Raw genomic sequence first — 23,120 nt, 5'->3', positions numbered from 1 at the left:
CAAGGCTGGCCGCCTACACCGTAGTCGCGTGTAGGGGCCGGCCTTTATCTCTGCAAAACCTGTTTAGCCTTCGATCTGGCTGCTTAGATCTCTGTACTCTTTTTCCCAACGCTTGGCTTCTTTCTTAGAGGGGCCACCCAGTACGTTCACCGCATGGCGTAAACGCGCGCGGGTCATATCAGGGCCTAGAATCGCCATAGAGTCCATTACCGATACGGTTTGGTTTGTACCGGCAATCGCGATAAATAGCGGGAATAGGAAGTCACGGATCTTAAAGCCCATTGCATCGGCCAACTGTTTTAGTTGGCTGAATAGACGGTCTTTACCCCACTGGTTTTCGGTATCTAATAGCCATACTGCGTATTGCAGCATACGGCGGATGTCGTCTTTTTCGAGGGACTTATGTTCAAAGTCTGCTTCGCTAATATCTAACATGCCCGCAAGGAAGAAGCTCGCCAGTGGCGCAACGTCGGACAGTGTTTCAACACGCTGCTGAATCAAAGGCACGATCTGCATCAGGTATTCAGGGTTGAGTGCCCACTCCTGATATTTTGCGGCGAACTGCTCGGTCGTTAGGTCTTCACGTAGCCATAGGCCGTTTAACCAGCTCAGTTTCGTCTGATCGAAGATTGGGCCACCCAGAGAGACTCGCTGGATATCAAAATTATCGAACATCGCCTGACGCGTAAACTTCTCGCTTTCATCCGGCATTGACCAACCCATACGTGCTAAGTAGTTCAGCAACGCTTCTGGCAAAAAGCCCATACGTTGGTAATACAGAATACTGGTTGGGTTTTTACGTTTAGACAGTTTTGATTTATCTGGGTTGCGCAGCAGTGGCATATGACAAAGCTTCGGCATATCCCAACCAAAATATTGGTAAAGCAGCTGATGTTTAGGTGCCGAGTTGATCCACTCTTCACCACGGATTACATGGGTGATCTCCATCAGGTGATCATCAACCACGTTAGCTAAATGGTAGGTTGGCATCCCATCGGATTTAAGCAGGATCTGCGCATCGACCATGCCCCATTCAAGTTCAATCGGGCCACGTAACATATCCTCAACAACACACACGCCCTCGCCTTCAGGTACACACATACGCACAACATAAGGTGCACCTGCGGCTTTACGCTTTGCCACTTCCTCTTCAGGTAGCGCAAGGTCGCTCTGTTTTAGCGCCGTATGGCCACCCGCAGCACGACGTGCGGTACGCAACTCCTCTAACTCTTCACCGGTGCGGTAGCAGAGAAAGGCTTTGCCTTCATCGACCAGCTGCATCGCGTATTTGGCATAACTATCTTTACGCTCGCTTTGGCGATACGGGCCGTGTGGGCCTCCCACATCTGGACCTTCATCCCACTCCAAACCTAACCAGCGTAGAGAATCAAGAATCTTCTGTTCTGATTCATCCGTGCTACGCGTTTGATCGGTATCTTCAATACGCAAGATGAACTGACCGCCATGCTGACGGGCAAAAGCTAAGTTAAACAGCGCAATATAGGCAGTGCCTACATGGGGGTCACCTGTTGGAGAAGGTGCAACACGGGTACGAACAGTCGTCATTGTTGTCCTTGGAATAGATTAATTCAAAGAAAAGTCATTGCAGGGAATTATATACTCAGCGGCCCATTTTGGGCCACTAAGAAATGAAGAAGAAGTGTAGATTAAGCATTTAAACTAGAGAAAGTTCTCGTAAATGACGGCACCCCAGATCAGGGCCCCCATAATCAGCGCAACCATGACCACGGCAGAGCCTAAATCTTTTGCTAACCCCGCCAGCTCATGAAACTCGGTACCGGCGCGATCAACCACGGCTTCAATCGCGCTATTAACCAGTTCAAAGGCAAGCACCAATAAACACGTGCAAATCAGCGCGACTAATTGCATTGGGCTTTGCGCAACAAAAAATGACAAGGGGATTAATATGGCACTGCCCCAGGCTTCATAACGAAAAGCTGGCTCTTGTGCGTACGCGGCTTTTAGCCCTTGCCATGAGTATATCGACGCATAATAAAAGCGTTTAAACCCCGTATTTTTAGCGGTAAAGCCCTTGTCTGAATCACTCATGACCCTGAAGAATTCCTTAAAAATTTGCTTAATATTAGTCAGTGCTAGTAGTCAGCGCATAGACTAACACTGACAACCGTGCACTCACAGCTCATCTTCCAACAACTGATTACAAGAATTTAGCCCTATGTGCAGCGCAAAAAATGCTAACAGTATATAATCGCATCTAAAATTAAATGCCACCTATTTTATACTGATAAGTTCCATATATTAATGACCCTAGCTAAAGACACACTTAACCGCCGCTTCATGGTTGCGCCGATGATGGATTGGAGTGACCGCCACTGTCGTTATTTTCATCGCCTATTGAGTCAACAAGCGGTTCTCTATTCCGAGATGGTAACCACAGGCGCGCTTATCTATGCAGAAGCAGATCGCTTTCTTCGTTATAACATTGAAGAACAGCCCCTTGCGCTTCAATTAGGTGGCAGTAATGCCGCAGAGTTGGCGCAGTGTAGCAAGATGGCTGAAGATTATGGTTACAATGAAGTGAACCTTAATGTGGGCTGCCCAAGTGATCGCGTACAAAACAACATGATTGGTGCGTGTCTTATGGCACACCCTCAAATCGTGGCGGATTGCCTTGAGCAGATGCAAGCAGCGGTCGATATTCCTGTAACGATAAAACATCGTTTAGGAATAGATGATATGGACAGCTACGATGCGCTAAAGCAGTTTGTCGAAACGGTACGTCAATCGGGCTGTAAGGTATTTATTATTCACGCCCGTAAAGCGATTTTGCAAGGCTTAAGCCCTAAAGAAAACCGTGATGTTCCCCCACTAAAGTACGACTGGATCTATCGCATCAAACAGGAATACCCAGAGCTTGAGGTCCACATCAATGGCGGCATTAAAACGATTGAACAATGTCACACACATCTGCAACATGTTGATGGTGTAATGTTAGGGCGTGAAGCGTACCAAAACCCCTATTTATTAGCGGAGGTTGATCAGGCCTTTTATGGTCGAACAACCCCCATGATCGGCCGTAAACAAGCCGCGCTAGCCATGATCCCTTATATTGAAACGCAATTAGCACAAGGGGTCAGCCTAAACCACATAGTACGCCACATGTTGGGGCTTTTTCATGCCCAACGGGGCGGTAAACAGTTCCGGCGCTATATTAGTGAAAATGCGCATAAACCTGGGGCCTCAATTGAGGTACTCTTAGCAGCACTGGAACGTGTACCCGATTAGAAAACGGATTATTAGATATGACAACGCAGTTAGAACAGCTAAAACAGATCACAACCGTCGTTGCCGATACCGGTGATATTGAAGCGATTGCACGCTTCACCCCTGTCGATGCAACCACGAACCCCTCTCTTATGCTAAAAGCAGCCGAGTTGCCGCAGTATCAATCACTCCTTGTTACCGCTAAGGAATGGGCAACAGGTCAAGGCGGTTCTGAGCAGGAACAACTGGACAACATGACCGACCGTTTAGCGGTTGAGATTGGACGCGAGATTTTAAATATCATCCCCGGTCGTATCTCTACTGAAGTGGATGCCCGTTTATCCTTTAATACAGCCGCCACCCTTGAGCGCGCACGTAAACTTATCGACCTTTACGCTGAAGCCGGTATAGGTAAAGAGCGTATCCTGATTAAAATCGCGTCTACCTGGGAAGGCATTCAGGCGGCACGCCAGCTAGAGCAAGAGGGCATCAACTGTAACTTAACCTTGCTGTTTAGCTTTGCCCAAGCAGCGGCCTGTGCGGATGCGGGTGTGTTTCTTATTTCGCCTTTTGTTGGCCGTATTCTTGATTGGTATAAAGCCAATGAAGAGGGTGACTTTAGCGGTGCAAATGACCCCGGTGTTCTGTCCGTTACGAATATCTATAACTATTACAAAGCCAATGGCTACAACACTATCGTGATGGGTGCGAGCTTCCGTAATATTGGCGAGATTCAAGAACTTGCAGGCTGTGATCGTTTAACGATTGCCCCAGCGCTGATGCAAGAACTAGAAGATAACAATGCAGCACTGCCCACTAAACTCTCAGCCGCTAACGCCACATCTGAGCAGGGTAAGTTATCCCTGAGCGAAGCGGAGTTCCGTTGGATGATGAATGAAGATCCAATGGCCACAGAAAAACTAGCCCAAGGTATTCGCAGTTTTGCCGCAGACCAAGTTAAGCTAGAACAACTGTTGGCAAAGATCTAAACGCGATGCGCTATATTCCATCGCCGGTAACAGGCGGTGAACATTAAGAGGCTAACCTTTTCCTGAAGGTTAGCCTTTTTTATAGCGTTTTATTTTCCGTAAGCGTTTTTCATATTCATCGGCTCTGGCCTATTCGCCCGAGAGACCATTCTGGGCATAAAGTTTAGCGCCTACACCAAAATCTTCGTTTGTAGGAGGTGCCTTGATAGCCGAAAGGTTTTGAATTTATGGTTTGGAGCGTAATTCATTCGCTCTGGCACTCGTTCCGAGCATAAAGGTGAGCTCCTACGGGGATTGTCTGTAGGAGGCCAACCTTTGGCCGAAGGGTTAAGAAAAAAATACTCTAGTTCCTGTCTATACTGATCTTTACATGGTTCATGATGTATAAGGAGATCCGGTATGCCGAATACAACACAGGCGCGCATTGAAAACAGCGTTGTACTCCCCCGCCCTACACTGATGTTATTTGACTGGCACGGCACACTGGTGGATACCCATGGCGCGATGTATCAAGCTATTGAAGAGATGTTAGCCCAGTTAGATGAACTCGATTTAGTTCAATATCTGCTACCTGAAGAAGAAGCTAAAACCGAGGATGATGAGAAACTCATTCGCTATATCCGTATCTATCATCACTTACCCCCCCGCGTACTGGCTGAACAACGTATCTCACGAACCGATGTATTTGACGCAATTTTTGGGGATAACGATGTTGCTAACCGTATTGCCCACAAAGCTTATAACGATTGTTACCGACACCACTATGGGGAGGTCAAACCGTTCCAAACCGGTATGTTTGACTACCTTTGTTACCTTAAAAAACTGGGCATTAAACTTGGCGTCGTTACCAACCGTAGCCGTGAGTTCCTTGATCCTGAATTAGCCCAAGTTGAGGGTGGTCGCTGGAACGATCTGTTTGATGTCACCCTGTGCGGCGATGAGATGCTGCGCTATAAACCTGCACCCGATTCACTGGTTCAAGCATCAAAACAGCTTAATCTTCTGACGGACCAACACTTATGGTATGTGGGCGATAGTGTCACCGATATGATGACCGCGACAAAAGCTGGCGTAACCCGTGTTTTCTATAATGGCGCACTCTGGGCCCCCCACTGGTTTGAACAGGTGTTTGCGGATCATGCCCACCACCATTACGATCCCGACATTATTATCGACGACTTTGACGAGCTACTTGATCTGGTTATCACCAGTAAAGGGGCAGACATAACCCCGGACTTACTTACTAAACGCCCTGACCGACTCCCCCCCCGCCAACCTAAGGCCGAACATCAAGAGCCAGATTGGCACCCTGCTGTTGCAAAACTCACGTACCCTAAGGTCATCCTTTTTGATTGGCATGCCACACTGGTTGATACCTTAGATGCGATGTATCACGCCGTTGACGATATGTTGAAAGAGCTAAAAGAGCTTGGGTTATTAGAACACCTAGTTGATACCGCTAAGTGCAAATCGCCAGACGATCAACGTCTCGTCGAATATGTCCGGGATAATTTAAGCCTTCACCCCAAAATAAAGATCGACCGTAAAATATCCCGTACTGATATTTTTGAGATCCTTTTTGCCGATAACTACGTGGCAAAAACCTTAGCTCACAAGGGCTTCACTGAACATTATCGCAAGTATTATGGCACCGCCCTGCCGTTTGAGGCGAACGTGAAAAATATGCTTGAAGGGCTACGAAAACTAGGGCTAATTGTCGGTGTGATCACCAACCGAGACCGGGAGTTTTTTGTCCATGAACTCAATACGGTGGACGGTGGTTGGGCCCACCTATTTGATACTGAGATCTGCGGTGATGATACCGTCGAGCGCAAACCTCACACCGATCAAATACTTAAAGCCGCCGAAAACTTAAACATCACCTTAGGCCCTGATATTTGGTACGTGGGTGATAGCACCACCGATGTTATCGCCGCTAAATCAGCGGGCATCACCAGTGTCTTTTTTAATGGTGCCCAATGGGATCTCCCTTGGTTAAACAAGATCTTTCCCGGTACGGAACGTTACCCTTACAAACCTGATGTCGTTGTAAATGACTTCTCTGAATTTTGGGCTTTAGTACTCTCCTGTCGAAAAAACAGACCAAGAAACTAATGAATACTGTGCTATGCCGCCAGATAAATATACGCAATAAACCCTGCCCAACTTAGGAGCAAAAGCGCCCAAGGAAGTTTGCTTTGCTGATAGATAACCTCTGGTGTCAGGGCGCTGTCGTCCGATGGCTGTGCAGCCAGGCTACTGGCTTTTTCATTCAATTTACGTTTTTGTTTATCGAGCGCACGGGCTTTTTCTTTATTGCGTTTTTTATACTCTTCAATCCCTTTTTGAATTCCTTGGGCGATGAGCTTAGTTTGCTCTTTCGTCTGCCCCGGTTTTTGTGTCGCTTTCGCCACCTGCATCGCGTCCGCTACCACTTCGTCCGATACCTTTAATTTCTTCGCCATACTCACTCCTAAACGTTGGCAGCTATTATCACTGTAAGTAAGATTGAATAACAGGTCGGATTCTAGACTTAATCGTTTATAAATCAGTGACTATTCATATAAACCCGTTATGCTATTCACTTCTGAATCAACCGTTTATTAAGGACACCGCCATGGCTGGCTCCAGCTTTTTTGCTTTAATTGATGATATCGCAACGCTTTTAGATGATGTGGCCAGCATGACCAAGGTTGCAGCACGGAAAACAGCGGGGGTATTAGGCGATGATTTAGCCCTAAATGCTGAGCAAGTATCCGGTGTTAAAGCCGATCGAGAGTTACCGGTTATCTGGGCTGTTGCTAAAGGTTCCTTACTCAACAAAATGATTCTTGTGCCCGCTGCACTGGCTATCAGCTATTTTATTCCTTGGCTGATCACCCCTTTATTGATGCTCGGCGGACTGTTTTTATGCTTTGAAGGGTTTGAGAAAGTATTCCACGCCCTTTTTCACTCCAAAGAATCGAAAGCGGCCCACCATCAGGCGCTTAAATCAGCCATAGAAAATACCGAGGTTGATATCGTCGCGTTTGAGAAACAAAAAATAAAAGGCGCCATTAGGACCGACTTTATTTTATCTGCTGAGATTATTGTCATTACCTTAGGCACCGTTGCGGGTGCATCACTCATGACTCAGCTGTCTGTTTTGGTTGGCCTTTCCTTTATCATCACTGTTGGCGTATACGGTATCGTGGCCGGCATCGTCAGGTTAGATGATATGGGCCTATACCTCATTCGCAAACCCGATGGCAGTAACTTCCAAAAATCACTGGGGCGCGGCATTCTCTCCGCGGCACCTAAGCTGATGAAATCCCTATCGGTCATCGGTACAATCGCTATGTTTATGGTGGGCGGCGGTATCCTTGCCCACGGCTTACCTTTTTTACATCACTTTATAGCGCAGATCACTGCTGGCACCGGCAGCGTCTTAATGGCTGTTTTACCGACGTTGCTAGAAGCAGTAAGCGGTGTGATTGCCGGTGGGCTTGTATTGCTGGTGATTCAAGGTTTAAAAGCCATACTCCCCGCCAAAAAAGCCGCTGAATAAGCGGTTAGCACCTAGATCAACACCGCTGGAGAACCCTTTTGTCTGATATTCATTCACAGCACTTATCTCAATCTATTCAGCGAATTCAGCTACTGCTTAACCGCAAAGAGCTGATTGAAGCGTGGTTACACAGCCAAAACCAACAGCCTAAACATGCGCTTGTCGAATCGCTCACCCACCGCCAACACCTCGCCGAGCTAAAGCGACTCATTAACCGCTTACACCCAGCGGATACTGCACTGCTCCTTGAGTCGATACCGCCTGAACACCGCCCTCTCATCTGGCATTTAGTGGATGAAGACAAAGCAGGGGCGGTACTGTTAGAACTGTCTGACTCGGTAAAGCAGCCCCTGATTAGCGCATCGGATACCAATGTACTAACTGCCGCAGCACAGCATTTAGAAAGTGACGAAATTGCCGATTTAGTACAAGACCTTCCCGAAGATGTCGCCCCGGATCTGCTCTGCTCCCTCTCGAGTGACGAGCGTGATCAAGTACGTTCCGCTATGAGTTTTCCTGAAGATTGCGTTGGCGCATGGATGGAGTTTGATATCCCCGTTGTCCGTGATGATATCTCTTTAGATGTCGTCTTACGCTTTTTTCGCCGCCAAGGTTCACTGCCTGATAATTCCGGACAGATCATGGTGATAGATGATTATGGTCACCTAAAAGGAACCCTCGCCCTAGAGGATCTATTAACCCATAGTGGCGACTTACCCATCGCTGACGTGCTTGATAGTAAACCGATCACCTTCCACACAAACAGCTCAGCAGAGGATGCCGCACGCAGCTTTGAACGCTATGAGTTGATTGTTGCTCCGGTGGTTAATGCACATAATAAGCTGGTCGGGGTGCTGCGCGTTACCGCCCTAATGGACTTAATTGCCGAACTCGCCCATAAGAAACTACTGTTGAACGCCGGTTTAAACAAAGAGGAAAACCTTTTTGATCCGATAATAACCTCCGCTAAAAACCGCTGGCCGTGGATCGCACTTAACCTTTTTATTGTCTTTATCGCGTCACGTATTATCGATCAGTTTGAAACAGTCATTACCCATGTCGTCGCACTCGCCGCCCTACTCCCCATCACGGCAAACATTGGCGGTAACGCGGGCAACCAGGTGGTTGCATTAGTTATTCGAGGGTTAGCCACCAAGCAACTTAATGCCAGCAATACGCTACAACTACTACGAAAAGAGCTGTCCATCTCCCTGATGAACGGCCTTATATGGGGCAGCGTTACTGCGCTTATCACCTACATCCTCTACAGCAATTTTCTGCTTTCCTGTGTGATGATGCTAGCGATGTTAAGCACCATGTTATTTGCATCCTTTATCGGTGTAGCCATCCCAATCGCCTTAAAGCGATTGGGCCAAGACCCTGCGCTGGGCAGCAGTGTAATTATTACAGGCACCACCGATACGTTAGGTTTTTTAATATTCTTAGGGCTCGCCGCTGTGATTTTATAACCCCTTCGGCCAGAGGCTGGCCTCCTACAAATACATCCCGTAGGAGCTCAGCCTGTGAGCGAATGAAATACGCACCCAACCCCATCAAAACACAAACCCTTCGGCCAGAGGCTGGCCTCCTACAAATACATCCCGTAGGGGCTCAGCCTGTGAGCGAATGAATTACGCACACAACCCCATCAAAACACAAACCCTTCGGCCAAACAGGCCGCGAAAGATAAAATAGATATTCTGCGGAGCGAGGATTAAATTAAGAATTTTTCTTATATTGGCTCACGCTAATTAACCGTATGATGATGCTCTATTCCGTTAATCCAATATCTGAGCTGTTATTGAAAACCCCATTCTCTACAAGGAATGTAGAAAGCTATGTCCAGCGTATCCTTAAAGCTAATTAAAGATTTAGATAATTATAAATTCATCTATTACTGGGCTTGCCCTGAACAAGGTAGGGTCAGCCCGAATCTACCCACCTTACTCCATGCAAGTGAATGGCTAGTCGAGCATCAATCCGAGCAGTATAAAGACCGAGAGCGACGAAAATCCATGACGGACCGTCGTCGAAACGCTTATAAATCCACGTCACCCAGTATGGAACTCATCTATTCGAGACGTCTAAAACCTGAAGGGCGGCGGATTACAGATAAGCTACCCACCGTTGATTTAGATATGTCATCGGATAAGTGCAGGGAGATGAGAGACCAGCTTATCAACTAGCCCGCGTAATAAAGCACGTAAATAGGTGCGAGGTAGGTCGCCGGATGCAAACATCAGGCATAAAAAAAGCTGAACAGTTGATAAGGATCAAGGCTGTGATATAGCTCAGCCCCACGCTTATATAACACTGTTCAGCTTATCTTTACCCTTGAAGGGGCGCCGCTGGATTAAGCGACTTTACTGGCTTTCTCTTGATCCGTTAGGTACTCATCATACGTGCCTTGGAAGTCGATCACTTTATGATCTTTAATCTCAAGAATACGCGTCGCCAATGAGGATACAAACTCACGGTCATGACTAACAAAGATGATCGTACCATCATAATTAGCTAACCCATTATTCAACGCTTCGATAGATTCCATATCCAAATGATTGGTCGGCTCATCTAAGATCAAAACGTTTGTATCTGACATCATCAGTTTGCCAAACAACAGACGGTTTTTCTCACCACCTGAACATACTTTTGCTTTTTTGTTGGCATCATCTGCGGTGAAGAGTAAACGCCCCAACATACCCCTGACAGCAAGGTCATCATGTTTAGGGGTACGCCATTGTGACATCCACTCAAACAAGGTCAGGTCATTATCAAACTCTTTACTACTATCTTGTGGGCAGTAACCAATCTCAGCATTTTCTGCCCATTTTATTTCACCATGGCTCACGTTGAGTTCGTTAAGCAAGCAGCGCAATAACGTTGTTTTACCAACGCCGTTCTCACCGATCACCGCTAACTTAGCACCGGCTTCAAGGATCATATGTCCGCCCGAAAATAGCACTTCGCCATCAAACCCATGGGAGATATCTTCAATCACCAGCGCTTGACGATGCAGTTTTTGGTGCTGCTTCATCGTAATATAAGGCGCTACACGGCTAGAAGGCTTAACTTCATCGAGTTTGATTTTTTCCATACGCTTAGCACGCGATGTCGCCTGCTTCGCTTTTGATGCGTTTGCAGAGAAACGGTTTACAAATTGCTGAAGATCTTCGATCTCGGCGCTTTTCTTCGCGTTATCCGCATGAAGCTGTTCACGAATGAGTGTGGATGCGGCAACGAAGTCTTCGTAGTTACCTGGGAATATGCGCAGCTCACCATAATCGATATCCGCCATATGGGTACAAACGGAATTTAAGAAGTGACGGTCATGGGAGATAATAATCATCGTACATTTACGTTGATTCAATAACTCTTCAAGCCACGTAATGGTATGAATATCCAAGTTGTTGGTCGGTTCGTCCAATAACAAAATATCCGGGTTAGCAAACAACGCCTGCGCTAAAAGAACACGTAGTTTCCAACCGGGAGCAACTTGGCTCATAGGTCCCCAGTGTAGTTCTTCAGCAATACCGGCAGAAAGAAGGATCTCACCGGCACGACTCTCGGCGGTATAACCGTCCATTTCAGCAAACTCACCTTCAAGGTGCGCAACCTTCATGCCGTCTTCTTCTGACATTTCCGGCAAGCTATAGATACGATCACGTTCCTGCTTAACCTCCCAAAGCGGCGCATCGCCCATAATAACAGCATCGATAACACTGTACTCTTCAAAAGCAAACTGATCTTGACTCAAGGTGCCAACCGTATAGCCCGGCGTGATAGAGATATTGCCTGACGTCGGTGTGAGTTCTCCACTTAGGATCTTCATAAACGTTGACTTACCACAGCCATTCGCACCGATAAGACCGTAGCGGTTGCCATTACCAAATTTGGCTGAAATATTTTCGAATAAAGGCTTAGAGCCAAACTGCATGGTGATGTTTGCGGTAGAAATCAAAAGGGAGGTACCTAAGCGATAAAATGAAGAACACAGACCCCTACAAAAGGCCTAAATATGGGAGGCGCACTATAAAGATTTATGCTCGAAATGTCGAGGTAAATCGTACAAGAAACACACAATTATGCATATAAAAACAGCCGACGGACCTCCCCTATTATTAAATGTTTCTTCTTTCATATTTGTGAAAATATAATCACTCTGTGCCGTTTTAAGTTAAAAAACATTAAGGATGACTTCACTGGACAGCCGATATCGTTGATCGGCTTTATAGAGAGTCAGATGGCGGGGGCATTAGTGCAGAGAAACCGCATGTAGCCAATAAAACCATTGCATGAATAATAGGTCTTATTTATCGGTATTCGACTCAACATACTCTTATCGCGTTTTACTTCTCTTTAGGCAACCGCTCACTCTCTTTTAAACACACCATTTCTTCTCGCGCTATTTTTTGAGGGGCTTTCCTCTTAACTTACCGTTAGTCATATTTCTGCAAAGTTCCATAGCTACTATTCATCTGCCTCTCAATTATTAGGTAGAACCCAAACATGGAAAACAATCAAGCGGTACTTCCCAAGCAAGGCGAGTATCACAACTATCTTCAATGGATAATGGTTAGCTTTTTAGTCTATTTATTGATCTGTGCTGTTGGCATGATTGGTAGTGGATTTAAAATGGCTTCAGCGGGTCATGCGAGTGAACTATTTTCTTTCGCGAGTAACCCTTTTGCAGGGCTTGTCGTTGGTATTATAGCCACAGCATTAATTCAGTCATCTTCTACCGTCTCCTCTATTATTGTCGGGCTTGTGGCTGGCGGTCTTCCTGTGGAGCTTGCGGTTCCTATGATTATGGGGGCCAATGTAGGTACCTCTATCACGAACACGATCGTCTCCCTTGGTCACGTCCGTGCGAAGGAAGAATTCAAGCGCGCTTTTTCAGCCGCAACCGTACACGACTTTTTTAATTTACTGTCGGTACTGATTTTCTTACCATTGGAAATCGCCTTTGGCCTTTTAGAGAAAATAGGCAGTTGGTTATCAAGCCTATTTTACGGTTCTGGTGACTCATCGATTAAGAGTTTTAACTTTGTAAAAACAGCAACCGCCCCAGTCGTCAATACAGTTAAAGATGTAACCCATTCTTTCGGCGATCAACTTGGCGGTATTGCACTGATCTTAATTGGTATTGGTCTCATCTTTATTGCCATTACCATGGTCGGTAAGTTGTTGAAAAAGCTGATGGTAGGCAAAGCTAAAGATATTATGCACACAGCGATTGGTCGCGGACCTTTATCGGGTATTGCATCCGGCACTTTAGTCACTATTTTTGTCCAATCATCGTCTACAACCACGTCCTTAATGGTGCCACTTGCAGGCTCTGGCGCATTCAAATTGAAGGATATTTATCCATTCACTTTGGGCGCGAATATTGGTACCTGTGTGACAGCTGTACTTGCAGCCACCGCTGTGACAGGTAACGCACAAGCAGCACTACAAATCGCCTTTATTCATCTTATTTATAATATTCTAGGTGTCGTGCTAATTTATGGCCTACCACTCCTGAGAAATATACCGGTTAAATGCGCGGAAACATTAGGTGGAATAGCGGCTGAAAATAAACTGGCCGCTCTAGGTTATATTTTAGGCGTGTTCTTTGTCGCCCCAGCCCTTTGTTTGGGCATCAGCAGCCAATTTTAATTAGGGGAATCCTATGAGCAATTTACAAATATTGTCCACTGAGAGGCTAAACAAATTAATCGATGAAACACAGCTAACCCTACAAGAGTTAAAGCAAGAAGTGATTCGTCGTGAACATCTAAAACAAGAGCATGAGATCAAAGATTTAGAGCATCACATGAGCAGTGCGGAGTTCAATTTGAATAGCATTAAGAATTTTATTGCTTATCTTCTTGAAGAATCCAAAAAGAATAAATAAATACAAAGAAAGCATTATAAAAAGCCAACGTCTGATAGAGAAGTTGGCTTTTTTTATTTAAAAAAACCACAAAATAAATCTAAAATCAAAAACTTAACTAAAAACCTACCACGTTAATTTTACCCGCCGTCTCCTGCCTCAGCATCTTGCTTAAATCAGCTATTCTCCCCAGCGGTTTTAAATCCCTCTCTCTCTGCACTATTGCGGACGCGTGCGGTTCAAAGGCCAATGGGTCTAGAAGGTTGTAACTAACCTCAGTCAACAACGAACTTACATACCCTTATCACTATGTATTGTTTTGGATCAAATAAGCAGAACTTAAGTATCAACTATCTGATTTAACAGATAATAATATTGCATTGTGGGACTTACATAAGGTAGTTTCGCAGCATAATAAAATTATATGTACTCATCCTAGGATGTCTTAATAATGCCTTCATTTTTCCGTGACTCGTCTATAGTCAAACAACTTACCTACATCATGCTTGTCATTGTTGTGGTGATATTCACAAGCTTAAACCTGTTTATGAACCGCGAAGTTGATCATGCATTTATGGAGACGGTTGAACAATCCGTCGAACAGCAGGTTGACCACCTCTCCCATAACATCGACTTTTTCAACACAACACTCCAGCAGCAAACGGCTGAGTTAGGTTCTGTTTTTGTCAGCCTATTTCCCGGCGCGATGACCACCGATAGCTTTATGCAAGAAAGTGTCGGCCAATATGAAGTCCCTCTTTTGATGAATAACGGAGAAGCGATTACTAATAACTTTTCCAAGGTTGATCAATTTAGCCAAATGACTGGTGCAACAGCCACCGTCTTTATGCGTGTGGGCGATGATTTCCTTAGAGTCAGCACCTCCCTTCGTAACAACGATGGCGAGCGAGCGATCGGCACTATGTTGGGAAAATCCCACCCCGGCTATCAAGCACTGATAAACGGTGAAGAGTACGTAGGGCCTGCCTATATTTTAGAACGCCACTATATGACCAAGTATGTCCCGTTTAAAAATGCACAAGGGGACGTGGCCGGTCTGTTCTATGTGGGCTTTGACTATACCTCCCATTTAGCAACACTAAAAAAATCCATTAGCCAGCTGGGCATTGGTGAAAGTGGCTACGCGTATATTGTGAACTTGGCCGAGGGCGAACACTTTGGTGAGTTGATCTTACATCCGAATAATCAGATCGAAAAAATCACTGATGTCTCGCTGCATGGCCAGCAGATACTTGATGCCGTTAATAATACTGAGCGCGGCACCCTTCAGTTCACCGTTTCAACACCGGAAGGTGAGGAACAGAACAAGCTCATTGCGTTTACAAAAAATAAGCAATGGAATTGGGGTGTGATCGTACAAAACGATATCGAAGAACTGACTCAAGCTAAAAACACTCTGCTAATAGAGATGTCCATTATCTCGATTATCAGCGCCATTGTGATCACCTTCTTACTACTGATTACCTTACGCACCCGCCTAAAACCTATCGCGAAGATCTGTGGCTATATGCAAGCGATTGGTGACGGCGACTTAACCACTGTCATTGATACAGATATGGGTTCAGAGAACAGCCAAAATGAGATCCACCAACTGAGCCGAAGTGCCAAAGCGACCGTAGCAGGTTTACGTAATGTGACACGTCAGTTAAACAGCACGATGCATACAATAACCACCCACCTAAATACAGTGTCGGGCGGTATTTCACGTCTCAATGGTGATTTAGATCGCCAGCAACAAGAAACCGAAATGGTGGCGTCTGCTATCTCCGAGATGACATCGACCTCTGAAGAAGTTGCCAGCAATGCCGCATCAGCCGCGCAGCAAACCCAGATGGCAAGCTCTGAAGCTCAAAACGGTGACCAGCTGGTACAGCAAGTGGTTAGCTCTATTCAAAGTATCTCGAATGAAGTTAACGAACTGACGGGCATGATTGAACAGGTTGAATCCAATAGTAACGCCATTGGTACAGTGATGGATGTGATTCAAAATATAGCCGAACAAACTAACCTACTCGCCCTGAATGCGGCGATTGAGGCAGCCCGTGCAGGGGATGCCGGACGTGGCTTCTCCGTCGTTGCCGATGAAGTGCGTAATCTTGCACAACAAACGGCAAACTCTACCACTGAGATCAGAGAGATGATCGAGCGTTTACAAGGCAATACACGTAATGCGGTAGAACGTATGGAGCTGAGTAACGATAAAGTAAAATGCAGTGTCGATATGACCTCTCAGGCCGGTGAAGCCCTAACCGCCATCACAGCGTCTGTTGCCAACATATCCGATGCCAGTATGCAGATTGCATCAGCCGCCGAAGAGCAAACCTCTGTCAGTGAAGATATCAGCCGCAATGTTGAAAATATCAGTACAATCGCGATGGAAACCGCTCAATCAAGCCAGCAGATGGCCAATGCGATCTACGAACTTGATAATGCAGGTAAAGAGCTACAACGGGTGGTAAACCTATTTAAAACCTAAGGATTGTACCAACAGCATCAAGCCATAGCTCTACGGGGCTATGGTTTGACTTTAATAGTTTTGACTTTAATAGTTTTGACGTTAATCCCAAGTAATACGCCCACCACACAACATACAGCCCTTTTCAAAACTATCTTCAAGGTCCCCCGTTTGCACCGTTTCACAGGTTTCGCAGCGCCCCGGCGAGCGATGCTCTTCTAAACAGTCTAAACACAACCACTGCTCATCAAACTCAAACACCGTGTTATGGCTTTTACAGCAGATATGGCACAAGGCCTGTGCGCCTTCATAATGATCGGGACTCTCTTCCCCACACACTTTCGGCTCATTCTGTTTAACCACATCGGTATAAGTAAACGGCGTTGAGCATGTGACACACTGCTGGTGCTGTGCCCCATCGTAGGCATTAAAGGTGCCGCACGCACACCTCATGCGTACAAAACGCACTTTCGTTCGACAGAGTAAACAGTGACTAAAATATATCGGCGCAAACCCTTGCTCCTCCACTGCCGCATGATACCGGCAGTGGGGACAGTCGATCAGTTTGGCGCCATGGTTGAGATGAGCCTGCAACTCATCCGCCAAGCGCTCAAACGGCCCTTGTAACTCTGGGTCGCGTCCTGAAACAGGGTTGATACCTGAGGCGGATTGAATTGATTTGGGCTTATCAGTCGGCATAGCAGATCACATCATTTTGGCGGTCGCCTATTATGCGGAGATCTACTTTTAGCGCAAGAAAAAAGATTAACCGCTCAGGTTAATCTCCGTTTTAAGCACGTTCGTGATAAAACGCTGGCCATAAAATATAGGGAATACGTCACAGTCCATCGACTACCAGACTTAACGCCGATCAATATAAGGTTCGGCGCCATTACTCAGCTAAACAACGTCAGCATCGTATCCCGACATCAGCGAGCCTATCTATTGATAATAGCGGTGGGGTGCCTATTTATTCATCCACCAGCTGTTCACACTGAAAGATTAACGCGTCGCTTTCACCTAACGTACGTGCCAACTTAGGCAGTAACTTGGACATTTTATCAAACAGTCCCCAAGGTGGATTAATGACGATCATGCCGGATGATGTCATGCCATGCTCATCCGTATCTGGTGATATACCTAGCTCAAAACACTGAATGTTCTTAATACCACTACGGATCAGCTTATTTTTCATTTTAGTAATGGTTGCTCGGTCCACCACCGGATACCACAACCCATAAGTCCCTGTAGCAAACTTTCCATGCGCCTTTTTAATCGCTGCCACCACATCATCATACTCAGTCTTAACTTCATAAGATGGGTCAATCAAGATAAAGCCCCGACGACTCGCTGGCGGCATCAACGCATTCATCCCTTGCAAGCCATCACTACAGGTCACTTTAATCTTGCGCTGGCGGCTGGTATTGAGGCAAAGGTATTGAAAATCTTCAGGGTGTAATTCAAACAACCAGGCACGATCTTGTGGGCGTAAAAAGTATTTAGCAAACAACGGCGACCCAGGGTAAATATTACTTTTACCGGCCTCGTTGTAGGACCTTATCACCTTAAAATAACGTGAAAGTTCAGGATACTCGGCCTCTTTTAGCTTACCAATACCGCCCGAATGCTCCTCTAATTTACGCGCATGGGCTGACTTGAAGTTGAACAGACCAGCCCCCGAATGGGTATCTATATACTCAAACGGTTTATCTTTTTTAGTTAGATGCTCTAACACCTCAACCGCAACAATATGCTTGAGAATGTCGGCAAAATTACCTGCATGAAACGAGTGTCTATAACTTAGCAAAAGTGTATCTCTTTAGATGATAAGCAGAGAAGAGTCACTGCTGAATAAAACCATTTTACTTGGAAAGCGGGAAACACAAAACGTGTTAATCAAAATATAAAAATTTACGCCTAGAAAAACAGCCCATTAAAAAATAAAACGCTAAGATAACAAGCGCACTGACCGCCCTATGACCACATGGTAAAGTAGACCTAACGAACAAAGAGGTTAAGCGTAACTATGAACAAATTACAGCAGGCTATCGAACTCATAGAGATGGATGAATGGGATCAAGCCCACGCGTTAGTGCAAGAGGGAGATAACAAATACGCCTACCTAATACACGCGTTGCTGCATAGAATTGAAGGTGATCTATCTAATGCGAGGTATTGGTATAACCGAGCGAATGAAGCCCTACCCGACAACAGCCTACGTGAAGAAACAGACCGGCTTAAAGCGCTCATTAAAAACCACCCTTAAGCGCTAGACATAGGAAAGCCTGTGAACGGTATCAATCAATTTTCACTAGAAGAGCATAAGGGTGAATACGAGAACCGCCCGTTAACCTCAATGCTCTATTACAGTGGGCAAGCACTTGGCATAAAAGTTCCGGGCTATGTGATTGATAAACAATATGAATACCCCGACTACTTCCTACTATTTTTAAGCTGGGACTGCCCCTTTGAAGAGGGCTGCGAAATCATCGTTTTAGATAAAGACTATCAGATCGTTGCCAACCGCAGTCTCTCCCCTCCCTACAACAGCTACCATTTAACAGACGTGATAGCGAGGGAACAAGACCACTACACCTTAACCTTTAATGGCACGGAAAGGTTTGCACTGACAGTTAATTACCCGAAAAAAAAGCGCTTCCGCAAAGTCCTTAAACTCTCAAAAATTGATCACTAACTGTTCAGGCGTAAAGGCGAAACAGAGAACCATCCACTGGAGCGATAGCGCTTACCCCTAACGACTCCAACTAAACTCAACGACTTTGTCATCCACAATCTTAATGGTCCAGATCACACTACTCTCCTCGCTATCTTGATAGTACCAGTACTCAGTGCGTCCCCAGCTTTTACAGTAATCTCGCTTTTGGTTGATACACACAACCTCACTCCTTTTTCTTAACGGCTCGCCCGCAGATAGAAAAAGTTTTGTCGCTGTATCGCCCCGGACAATGTAACTACCGTCTTTCCCTTTAAAGCGGGAAGCGTTTGCATTCAACGATAAAGTGACAGCGAGTATAATAACGATCCATTTCACGATAGAGCCCCTCTTGATATTGCTCATTCCACTCGTACAGCATAACGAGCGCAGTAAGTTATTTCCATTTGACAGCAAAGAACCCCATTTTACTTATTTGAATAGAAAAATAATTAAGGAAGCGAAACGGTGGGCGTAAAACCGCCTTATTTCTATCCCTATAATATGGAAAGATCATCTAAACATAGTAAATACAGCGTATTACCTCCCCCGCCTAATCCGTATAGACGACCGACGTACCTTGCTGGGTAGGCGTGAGATAAAACTTTTATGGCGTGTTTTTGCGCTCGCACGCGCCGCATTATAGATGTGCATCAGCTCCTCTGCGCTGGCATCGATAAACACATCTTCTTTCTCTAACACCCCATAAAGATCTTCAAGTTCAAACCAATGCTTCTCATGGTGCTCATTCTGTATCGAAGTATTTAAAAACGAGGGGTAACGTCGCCAATAAAAACTGTTATTAATCAAAAACGCCAACAGGAGCATCATTAATAGATTAAGCAATAATGGATAGAGTAAAAACTCATATCCCATCGCATGAAGGCTGCTACCGCCGAGCACACAGGATAGTGCAGTGGAGCCTCCGGGTGGGTGCAAACACCGTAAGTAATGCATAACGATTATCGACGTACCCACGGCCACCGCCCCGATCGTAAACGAAGCCCCAAACGTTTTATAAAAAACGATGCCGATAAATGCCGAAATCATGTGACCAGCAAAAAAGGGCCAAGGCTGTGAAAACGCCCCATGGGGTACGGCAAAAAGTAACACCGCACTGGCACCTATCGATGACACCACCAAGAAAGAATCCGGCAGTGACAAAAAGACACTCGAGAAATAAAAGACACTAAGCAACGCGACAAACGCGGTAATTCCTGAGATTAAGCGTTCAAAGTGGGAGGTTTTATTCGTTTCAATACCAATAAATCGAGCAGTGTTACGACAGAACGATATGAACATGTGGACGGTTGCGCCTTACAGAATGACAGCTATTTTAAACAACAAAGGTAAACATAAATAAGTGCTCAAAAAAGCAACCTTATCCACATTTACCTAGCAAGGGCGCCATTCTAATGATTACAATAGGCTCATGTATAATGAATATAAATGAGGGTTAAATGCAAAAATATTGCATTTAAAATCAACAGCTATGGATATTGAACAAGCCAGAACCTTTTTAGAAATCATCCACTCCGGCACCTTTGCACGCGCCGCAGAGCGATTACATGTCACCCAAACAACAGTGACGGCTCGGGTCCAAGCATTAGAAGCGGCGCTGAACTGCACCTTATTTATTCGCAACCGAGCGGGCGCTAAACTCACTAAAAAGGGCGAGGCATTTGTCAAACCCGCTAAGAACATGATGACCGCGTGGGAGCAAGCGAAACAGCTTTGTAGTAATGCGGCCGACCAGACCCCGCATCGACTCAATATTGGGGGAGAGATTAGTTTGTGGAATCCTATATTGGTCGACTGGCTTCTAGCGCTGAATGAGGAGATGCCTCACTTAATAATCAACAGCCAAGTCAGCACGACTAATATGTTATATGAGACGCTGCAAAAACAAGAGGTCGATGCAATTATTGTCCACAGCCCGCGTTATTTAACAGGCCTAGTCGTGGAGCAAATCGCGGAAGAAAAACTCATACATGTGGCATCATGTCAGCAAAAAGAACCCGATCTCTTTATCGACTGGGGAGAGGACTTCTCGCTACAGTTTGATCGTTGTGTGCCTTTTAATCGAAAAGCCGCCATGCAGTTTTCCCTCGGGCCCATGGCATTAAAATACCTATTAGCCAAAGGCGGAAACGGCTACTTCCGCACACGGGTAGTGGATAAGTACCTTAAAGAGGGACAGCTCGTTCACGTAAAAGATGCCCCTGAATTCACTTACCCTATCTATCTGGTCTACCTGAAAAACAACCGTGTACCTGACGGCTTTGAGCAAGCGAAAGCGCTACTCTTAGCGAATGTAAAAGCCTTCTCTAGTTGGTCACTTTAAACCCGTGATAACAGATCACCACTAAAGACGGTGAAGCCTCAGCATCAACTATGATTTCACCGTCGCAGCGCTTTTGCTGCGCCAAAGGATGAATAAGCCCGAAATCACGATCAAACCACAGCCCAGCAACATGGAAAGACCGATCTCTTCGTTAAATAGCACAACCCCAAAGGCGATACCAAATAACAAGCGTGAATACCTAAAGGGGGTTACCGCGGATACCTCGCCAGTACGCATCGCCTTCATCAAGCTAGCATAGGCTGTGGTACCAGCCACTATAGCGCCTACAAGATAGAATGAGGTCTCAACACCCGGTAAAACAAACGGAATACCCTCCCAGAAGGAAAGTGCGACACCCGCCGCAATAACCGCGAGAAAGCCATACAGCCCAAGAATCGATGTACTGATCGAAGCCGGTGCCGCACGGCTAGCCAGATCACGTCCGGCAAAGCCCAGCATGCCAAGGATCGCCAAGATAGAGAGCATAGAGAAACTCTCGCTTCCCGGCTGAATAATAACCACAACCCCAATCAGCCCCACAACAATGGCTATCCAACGCCTAGGCCCAACCTTCTCACGAAAGATCAACGCCGCACCGGCCACCACCACAATCGGTGTCGCCTGTAAAATGACCGTGGCCGATGACAAGGGGGCTAATGTAATGGCCAACGAATAAAATAAACGGCCAAAAATTTCAAAGAACACACGTAACCACATAGGGCGAGACACGACATCACGACTAAACAGGCGCTCCCTCTTAAATAGCGCCATACAGGCAAAGATAACTGTGCCGCCACAACCAAACAGAGTCAAAATTTGTGCTACTGGAAGGGTTTCTGAGACCAGCTTGATCAGTACGTCCTCGATAGCAAAAATTGCCATCGCAGCCACCATCCACACACTGCCCACTAAATTAGCACGGCGATGGATCTCAAAATCGATAGTCACAAAAAACCTCTATTATTGGTGCAAGTGTCATGATTGAGCACATACTCGTAGCCCTTTACAAAAATAAATAACCTACCGCATAAGTGCAGTAGGTTAATGTAAAGTACCCTATGAAAATTAATATTGAGAACGGGTTTAAGAAAAAAGGGATAGAGCAAGCAGAAGCATACACGAAACCCGCTCTCAAATTCTGTCCAATTATAGGAAAAACTTTTGCCTATTTGTTATAAGTACTACAATTTTAAAATCAGCTTAAACGCTATCAGCGAACGATAAGTAATCTAATATTTTTACCCATGGCCTCAATTCGATATAATGGTCATATAGGAATAATTGGCAATTAGGACAAACAAGGATAGTGATATGGATATATTCACCAAATTCAATAGAAAAAGCATTCAAGACCGTCAAATTGATACCCTAATCGGCCTAAGTAAAGGAATTACCGCCAATGGTGTTGTCGATTTACCTGAAGCAGAATTTCTACAAACATGGCTGATACAAAACAATCACTCCGACAACCCGATCATATTAAACCTTCTTTCAAAGGTCAGCGACATGTTGGAAGATGACATTCTAGATAACGAGGAATCTTCTGAACTTTTTTCAATACTACATAGCATCTCTGGCAACAAATCAGAACTGGGTGAGCTGTCAAAAACATCGACTCTTCCCCTTTGCTCACCGCCACCCCGTATTCAGTTCCATGAAAAAACATTCTTATTTACGGGTACTTGTGCTTACGGGACACGAAAAGACTGCCAGTCGGTAATTCAAACTCTCGGCGGGGTTAATGCAAAAACCGTCACTAAAACTCTAGATTACCTAGTAATTGGAACTTATGTTACCGATAGCTGGATACATGAAAGCTTTGGCCGAAAAATCGAGAAAGCTATTGAATATCGCGATTCTGGCGTCCCTCTCTCTATAATAACAGAAGCACACTGGTTGAATGAATCAGGTATCTAACCAGAAAAATAATAAT

Annotated in this window: 22 protein-coding genes; 13 read left to right on the top strand and 9 right to left on the bottom strand. The window is 45.6% G+C overall.

Annotated features, from left to right (window positions below; all coding sequences use genetic code 11):
* Positions 1 to 63: 63 nt before the first annotated feature.
* Positions 64 to 1,566, bottom strand: coding sequence for a glutamate--tRNA ligase (gene gltX / locus A3773_RS09810; RefSeq protein WP_067985515.1), 1,503 nt, complete (start codon positions 1,564 to 1,566; stop codon positions 64 to 66).
* A 114-nt stretch (positions 1,567 to 1,680) separates the two neighbouring features.
* Positions 1,681 to 2,070 carry a diacylglycerol kinase gene (locus A3773_RS09805; RefSeq protein ID WP_067985513.1) on the bottom strand — a complete coding sequence of 130 codons (390 nt, stop codon included), beginning with the start codon at positions 2,068 to 2,070 and terminating at the stop codon, positions 1,681 to 1,683.
* Positions 2,071 to 2,283: 213 nt separating this feature from the next.
* Here A3773_RS09805 and dusA point away from each other — a divergent pair, with 213 nt between their 5' ends.
* From dusA to A3773_RS09790, 3 genes are all read left to right on the top strand, one after another.
* Positions 2,284 to 3,267: a tRNA dihydrouridine(20/20a) synthase DusA gene (gene dusA, locus A3773_RS09800; protein WP_067985510.1), complete on the top strand. Its 984-nt coding sequence runs from the start codon at positions 2,284 to 2,286 to the stop codon at positions 3,265 to 3,267.
* Between the two features lie 17 nt (positions 3,268 to 3,284).
* Positions 3,285 to 4,235, top strand: coding sequence for a transaldolase (tal, locus tag A3773_RS09795; protein WP_067985508.1), 951 nt, complete (start codon positions 3,285 to 3,287; stop codon positions 4,233 to 4,235).
* 399 nt (positions 4,236 to 4,634) lie between these two features.
* A complete protein-coding gene (locus tag A3773_RS09790; RefSeq protein ID WP_067985506.1) occupies positions 4,635 to 6,350 on the top strand; it encodes an HAD family hydrolase in 1,716 nt (571 codons plus the stop codon).
* 11 nt (positions 6,351 to 6,361) lie between these two features.
* On the opposite strand, the gene A3773_RS09785 is transcribed toward A3773_RS09790, so the two are convergent.
* Complete coding sequence (locus A3773_RS09785; RefSeq protein ID WP_067985505.1) at positions 6,362 to 6,700, bottom strand: DUF2956 domain-containing protein; 339 nt, start codon at positions 6,698 to 6,700, stop codon at positions 6,362 to 6,364.
* 152 nt (positions 6,701 to 6,852) lie between these two features.
* Here A3773_RS09785 and A3773_RS09780 point away from each other — a divergent pair, with 152 nt between their 5' ends.
* The 3 genes from A3773_RS09780 (at position 6,853) to A3773_RS09770 (ending at position 9,968) form a co-directional block, all read left to right on the top strand.
* Positions 6,853 to 7,782: a DUF808 domain-containing protein gene (locus A3773_RS09780; RefSeq protein ID WP_067985503.1), complete on the top strand. Its 930-nt coding sequence runs from the start codon at positions 6,853 to 6,855 to the stop codon at positions 7,780 to 7,782.
* 38 nt (positions 7,783 to 7,820) lie between these two features.
* Positions 7,821 to 9,251: a magnesium transporter gene (gene mgtE, locus A3773_RS09775; RefSeq protein ID WP_075109532.1), complete on the top strand. Its 1,431-nt coding sequence runs from the start codon at positions 7,821 to 7,823 to the stop codon at positions 9,249 to 9,251.
* A gap of 369 nt (positions 9,252 to 9,620) precedes the next feature.
* The gene (locus A3773_RS09770) at positions 9,621 to 9,968 is read left to right on the top strand and encodes a hypothetical protein (protein WP_067985501.1); all 348 of its coding nucleotides are present in this window, start codon (positions 9,621 to 9,623) and stop codon (positions 9,966 to 9,968) included.
* Positions 9,969 to 10,135: 167 nt separating this feature from the next.
* Here A3773_RS09770 and A3773_RS09765 read toward each other — a convergent pair whose 3' ends face one another.
* Positions 10,136 to 11,740: an ABC-F family ATPase gene (locus tag A3773_RS09765; RefSeq protein WP_075109531.1), complete on the bottom strand. Its 1,605-nt coding sequence runs from the start codon at positions 11,738 to 11,740 to the stop codon at positions 10,136 to 10,138.
* A 548-nt stretch (positions 11,741 to 12,288) separates the two neighbouring features.
* Here A3773_RS09765 and A3773_RS09760 point away from each other — a divergent pair.
* The 3 genes from A3773_RS09760 to A3773_RS09750 all read left to right on the top strand — a co-directional run bounded on the left by A3773_RS09760 (position 12,289) and on the right by A3773_RS09750 (position 16,151).
* Positions 12,289 to 13,437, top strand: a complete 1,149-nt coding sequence (locus tag A3773_RS09760; RefSeq protein ID WP_067985496.1) for a Na/Pi symporter — start codon at positions 12,289 to 12,291, stop codon at positions 13,435 to 13,437.
* Positions 13,438 to 13,450: 13 nt separating this feature from the next.
* Positions 13,451 to 13,675, top strand: coding sequence for a hypothetical protein (locus A3773_RS09755; RefSeq protein WP_067985494.1), 225 nt, complete (start codon positions 13,451 to 13,453; stop codon positions 13,673 to 13,675).
* A 430-nt stretch (positions 13,676 to 14,105) separates the two neighbouring features.
* Entirely contained in the window at positions 14,106 to 16,151 is a 2,046-nt protein-coding gene (locus tag A3773_RS09750) for a methyl-accepting chemotaxis protein (protein ID WP_067985492.1), read from the top strand.
* 81 nt (positions 16,152 to 16,232) lie between these two features.
* On the opposite strand, the gene A3773_RS09745 is transcribed toward A3773_RS09750, so the two are convergent.
* Together A3773_RS09745 and A3773_RS09740 are read right to left on the bottom strand one after the other, a co-directional pair.
* Positions 16,233 to 16,829 carry a hypothetical protein gene (locus tag A3773_RS09745; protein ID WP_067985490.1) on the bottom strand — a complete coding sequence of 199 codons (597 nt, stop codon included), beginning with the start codon at positions 16,827 to 16,829 and terminating at the stop codon, positions 16,233 to 16,235.
* 271 nt (positions 16,830 to 17,100) lie between these two features.
* Positions 17,101 to 17,937 carry a 23S rRNA (adenine(2030)-N(6))-methyltransferase RlmJ gene (locus tag A3773_RS09740; protein ID WP_067985487.1) on the bottom strand — a complete coding sequence of 279 codons (837 nt, stop codon included), beginning with the start codon at positions 17,935 to 17,937 and terminating at the stop codon, positions 17,101 to 17,103.
* 219 nt (positions 17,938 to 18,156) lie between these two features.
* Between A3773_RS09740 and A3773_RS09735 the strand changes: the two genes are divergently transcribed.
* Together A3773_RS09735 and A3773_RS09730 are read left to right on the top strand one after the other, a co-directional pair.
* The gene (locus A3773_RS09735; RefSeq protein WP_067985485.1) at positions 18,157 to 18,396 is read left to right on the top strand and encodes a hypothetical protein; all 240 of its coding nucleotides are present in this window, start codon (positions 18,157 to 18,159) and stop codon (positions 18,394 to 18,396) included.
* A gap of 21 nt (positions 18,397 to 18,417) precedes the next feature.
* Positions 18,418 to 18,825, top strand: coding sequence for a hypothetical protein (locus tag A3773_RS09730; RefSeq protein WP_067985482.1), 408 nt, complete (start codon positions 18,418 to 18,420; stop codon positions 18,823 to 18,825).
* A 57-nt stretch (positions 18,826 to 18,882) separates the two neighbouring features.
* On the opposite strand, the gene A3773_RS09725 is transcribed toward A3773_RS09730, so the two are convergent.
* Both A3773_RS09725 and A3773_RS09720 read right to left on the bottom strand, forming a co-directional pair.
* Positions 18,883 to 19,182 carry a hypothetical protein gene (locus A3773_RS09725; protein ID WP_067985480.1) on the bottom strand — a complete coding sequence of 100 codons (300 nt, stop codon included), beginning with the start codon at positions 19,180 to 19,182 and terminating at the stop codon, positions 18,883 to 18,885.
* A gap of 201 nt (positions 19,183 to 19,383) precedes the next feature.
* Positions 19,384 to 20,145, bottom strand: coding sequence for an HPP family protein (locus A3773_RS09720; protein ID WP_067985478.1), 762 nt, complete (start codon positions 20,143 to 20,145; stop codon positions 19,384 to 19,386).
* 190 nt (positions 20,146 to 20,335) lie between these two features.
* Between A3773_RS09720 and A3773_RS09715 the strand changes: the two genes are divergently transcribed.
* Complete coding sequence (locus tag A3773_RS09715; protein ID WP_067985477.1) at positions 20,336 to 21,187, top strand: LysR family transcriptional regulator; 852 nt, start codon at positions 20,336 to 20,338, stop codon at positions 21,185 to 21,187.
* A gap of 48 nt (positions 21,188 to 21,235) precedes the next feature.
* On the opposite strand, the gene A3773_RS09710 is transcribed toward A3773_RS09715, so the two are convergent.
* A complete protein-coding gene (locus A3773_RS09710; RefSeq protein ID WP_231902180.1) occupies positions 21,236 to 22,135 on the bottom strand; it encodes a DMT family transporter in 900 nt (299 codons plus the stop codon).
* A gap of 363 nt (positions 22,136 to 22,498) precedes the next feature.
* Here A3773_RS09710 and A3773_RS09705 point away from each other — a divergent pair, with 363 nt between their 5' ends.
* On the top strand, positions 22,499 to 23,104 hold the full coding sequence (locus tag A3773_RS09705) for a BRCT domain-containing protein (protein WP_067985475.1): 606 nt from the start codon (positions 22,499 to 22,501) through the stop codon (positions 23,102 to 23,104).
* The last annotated feature ends 16 nt before the right edge of the window (positions 23,105 to 23,120 follow it).

It is taken from the genome of Neptuniibacter pectenicola, from assembly GCF_001597735.1.
GTDB lineage: Bacteria > Pseudomonadota > Gammaproteobacteria > Pseudomonadales > Balneatricaceae > Neptuniibacter > Neptuniibacter pectenicola.
This window is presented reverse-complemented; position numbering and strand designations above follow the sequence as displayed.

Excerpts from the sequence above, each read along its gene's own strand:
- gltX (WP_067985515.1), bottom strand. The coding sequence starts at position 1,566 with ATGACGACTGTTCGTACCCGTGTTGCACCTTCTCCAACAGGTGACCCC.
- A3773_RS09805 (WP_067985513.1), bottom strand. The coding sequence starts at position 2,070 with ATGAGTGATTCAGACAAGGGCTTTACCGCTAAAAATACGGGGTTTAAA.
- dusA (WP_067985510.1), top strand. The coding sequence starts at position 2,284 with ATGACCCTAGCTAAAGACACACTTAACCGCCGCTTCATGGTTGCGCCG.
- tal (WP_067985508.1), top strand. The coding sequence starts at position 3,285 with ATGACAACGCAGTTAGAACAGCTAAAACAGATCACAACCGTCGTTGCC.
- A3773_RS09790 (WP_067985506.1), top strand. The coding sequence starts at position 4,635 with ATGCCGAATACAACACAGGCGCGCATTGAAAACAGCGTTGTACTCCCC.
- A3773_RS09785 (WP_067985505.1), bottom strand. The coding sequence starts at position 6,700 with ATGGCGAAGAAATTAAAGGTATCGGACGAAGTGGTAGCGGACGCGATG.
- A3773_RS09780 (WP_067985503.1), top strand. The coding sequence starts at position 6,853 with ATGGCTGGCTCCAGCTTTTTTGCTTTAATTGATGATATCGCAACGCTT.
- A3773_RS09770 (WP_067985501.1), top strand. The coding sequence starts at position 9,621 with ATGTCCAGCGTATCCTTAAAGCTAATTAAAGATTTAGATAATTATAAA.
- A3773_RS09760 (WP_067985496.1), top strand. The coding sequence starts at position 12,289 with ATGGAAAACAATCAAGCGGTACTTCCCAAGCAAGGCGAGTATCACAAC.
- A3773_RS09755 (WP_067985494.1), top strand. The coding sequence starts at position 13,451 with ATGAGCAATTTACAAATATTGTCCACTGAGAGGCTAAACAAATTAATC.
- A3773_RS09750 (WP_067985492.1), top strand. The coding sequence starts at position 14,106 with ATGCCTTCATTTTTCCGTGACTCGTCTATAGTCAAACAACTTACCTAC.
- A3773_RS09745 (WP_067985490.1), bottom strand. The coding sequence starts at position 16,829 with ATGCCGACTGATAAGCCCAAATCAATTCAATCCGCCTCAGGTATCAAC.
- A3773_RS09735 (WP_067985485.1), top strand. The coding sequence starts at position 18,157 with ATGAACAAATTACAGCAGGCTATCGAACTCATAGAGATGGATGAATGG.
- A3773_RS09720 (WP_067985478.1), bottom strand. The coding sequence starts at position 20,145 with ATGTTCATATCGTTCTGTCGTAACACTGCTCGATTTATTGGTATTGAA.
- A3773_RS09715 (WP_067985477.1), top strand. The coding sequence starts at position 20,336 with ATGGATATTGAACAAGCCAGAACCTTTTTAGAAATCATCCACTCCGGC.
- A3773_RS09705 (WP_067985475.1), top strand. The coding sequence starts at position 22,499 with ATGGATATATTCACCAAATTCAATAGAAAAAGCATTCAAGACCGTCAA.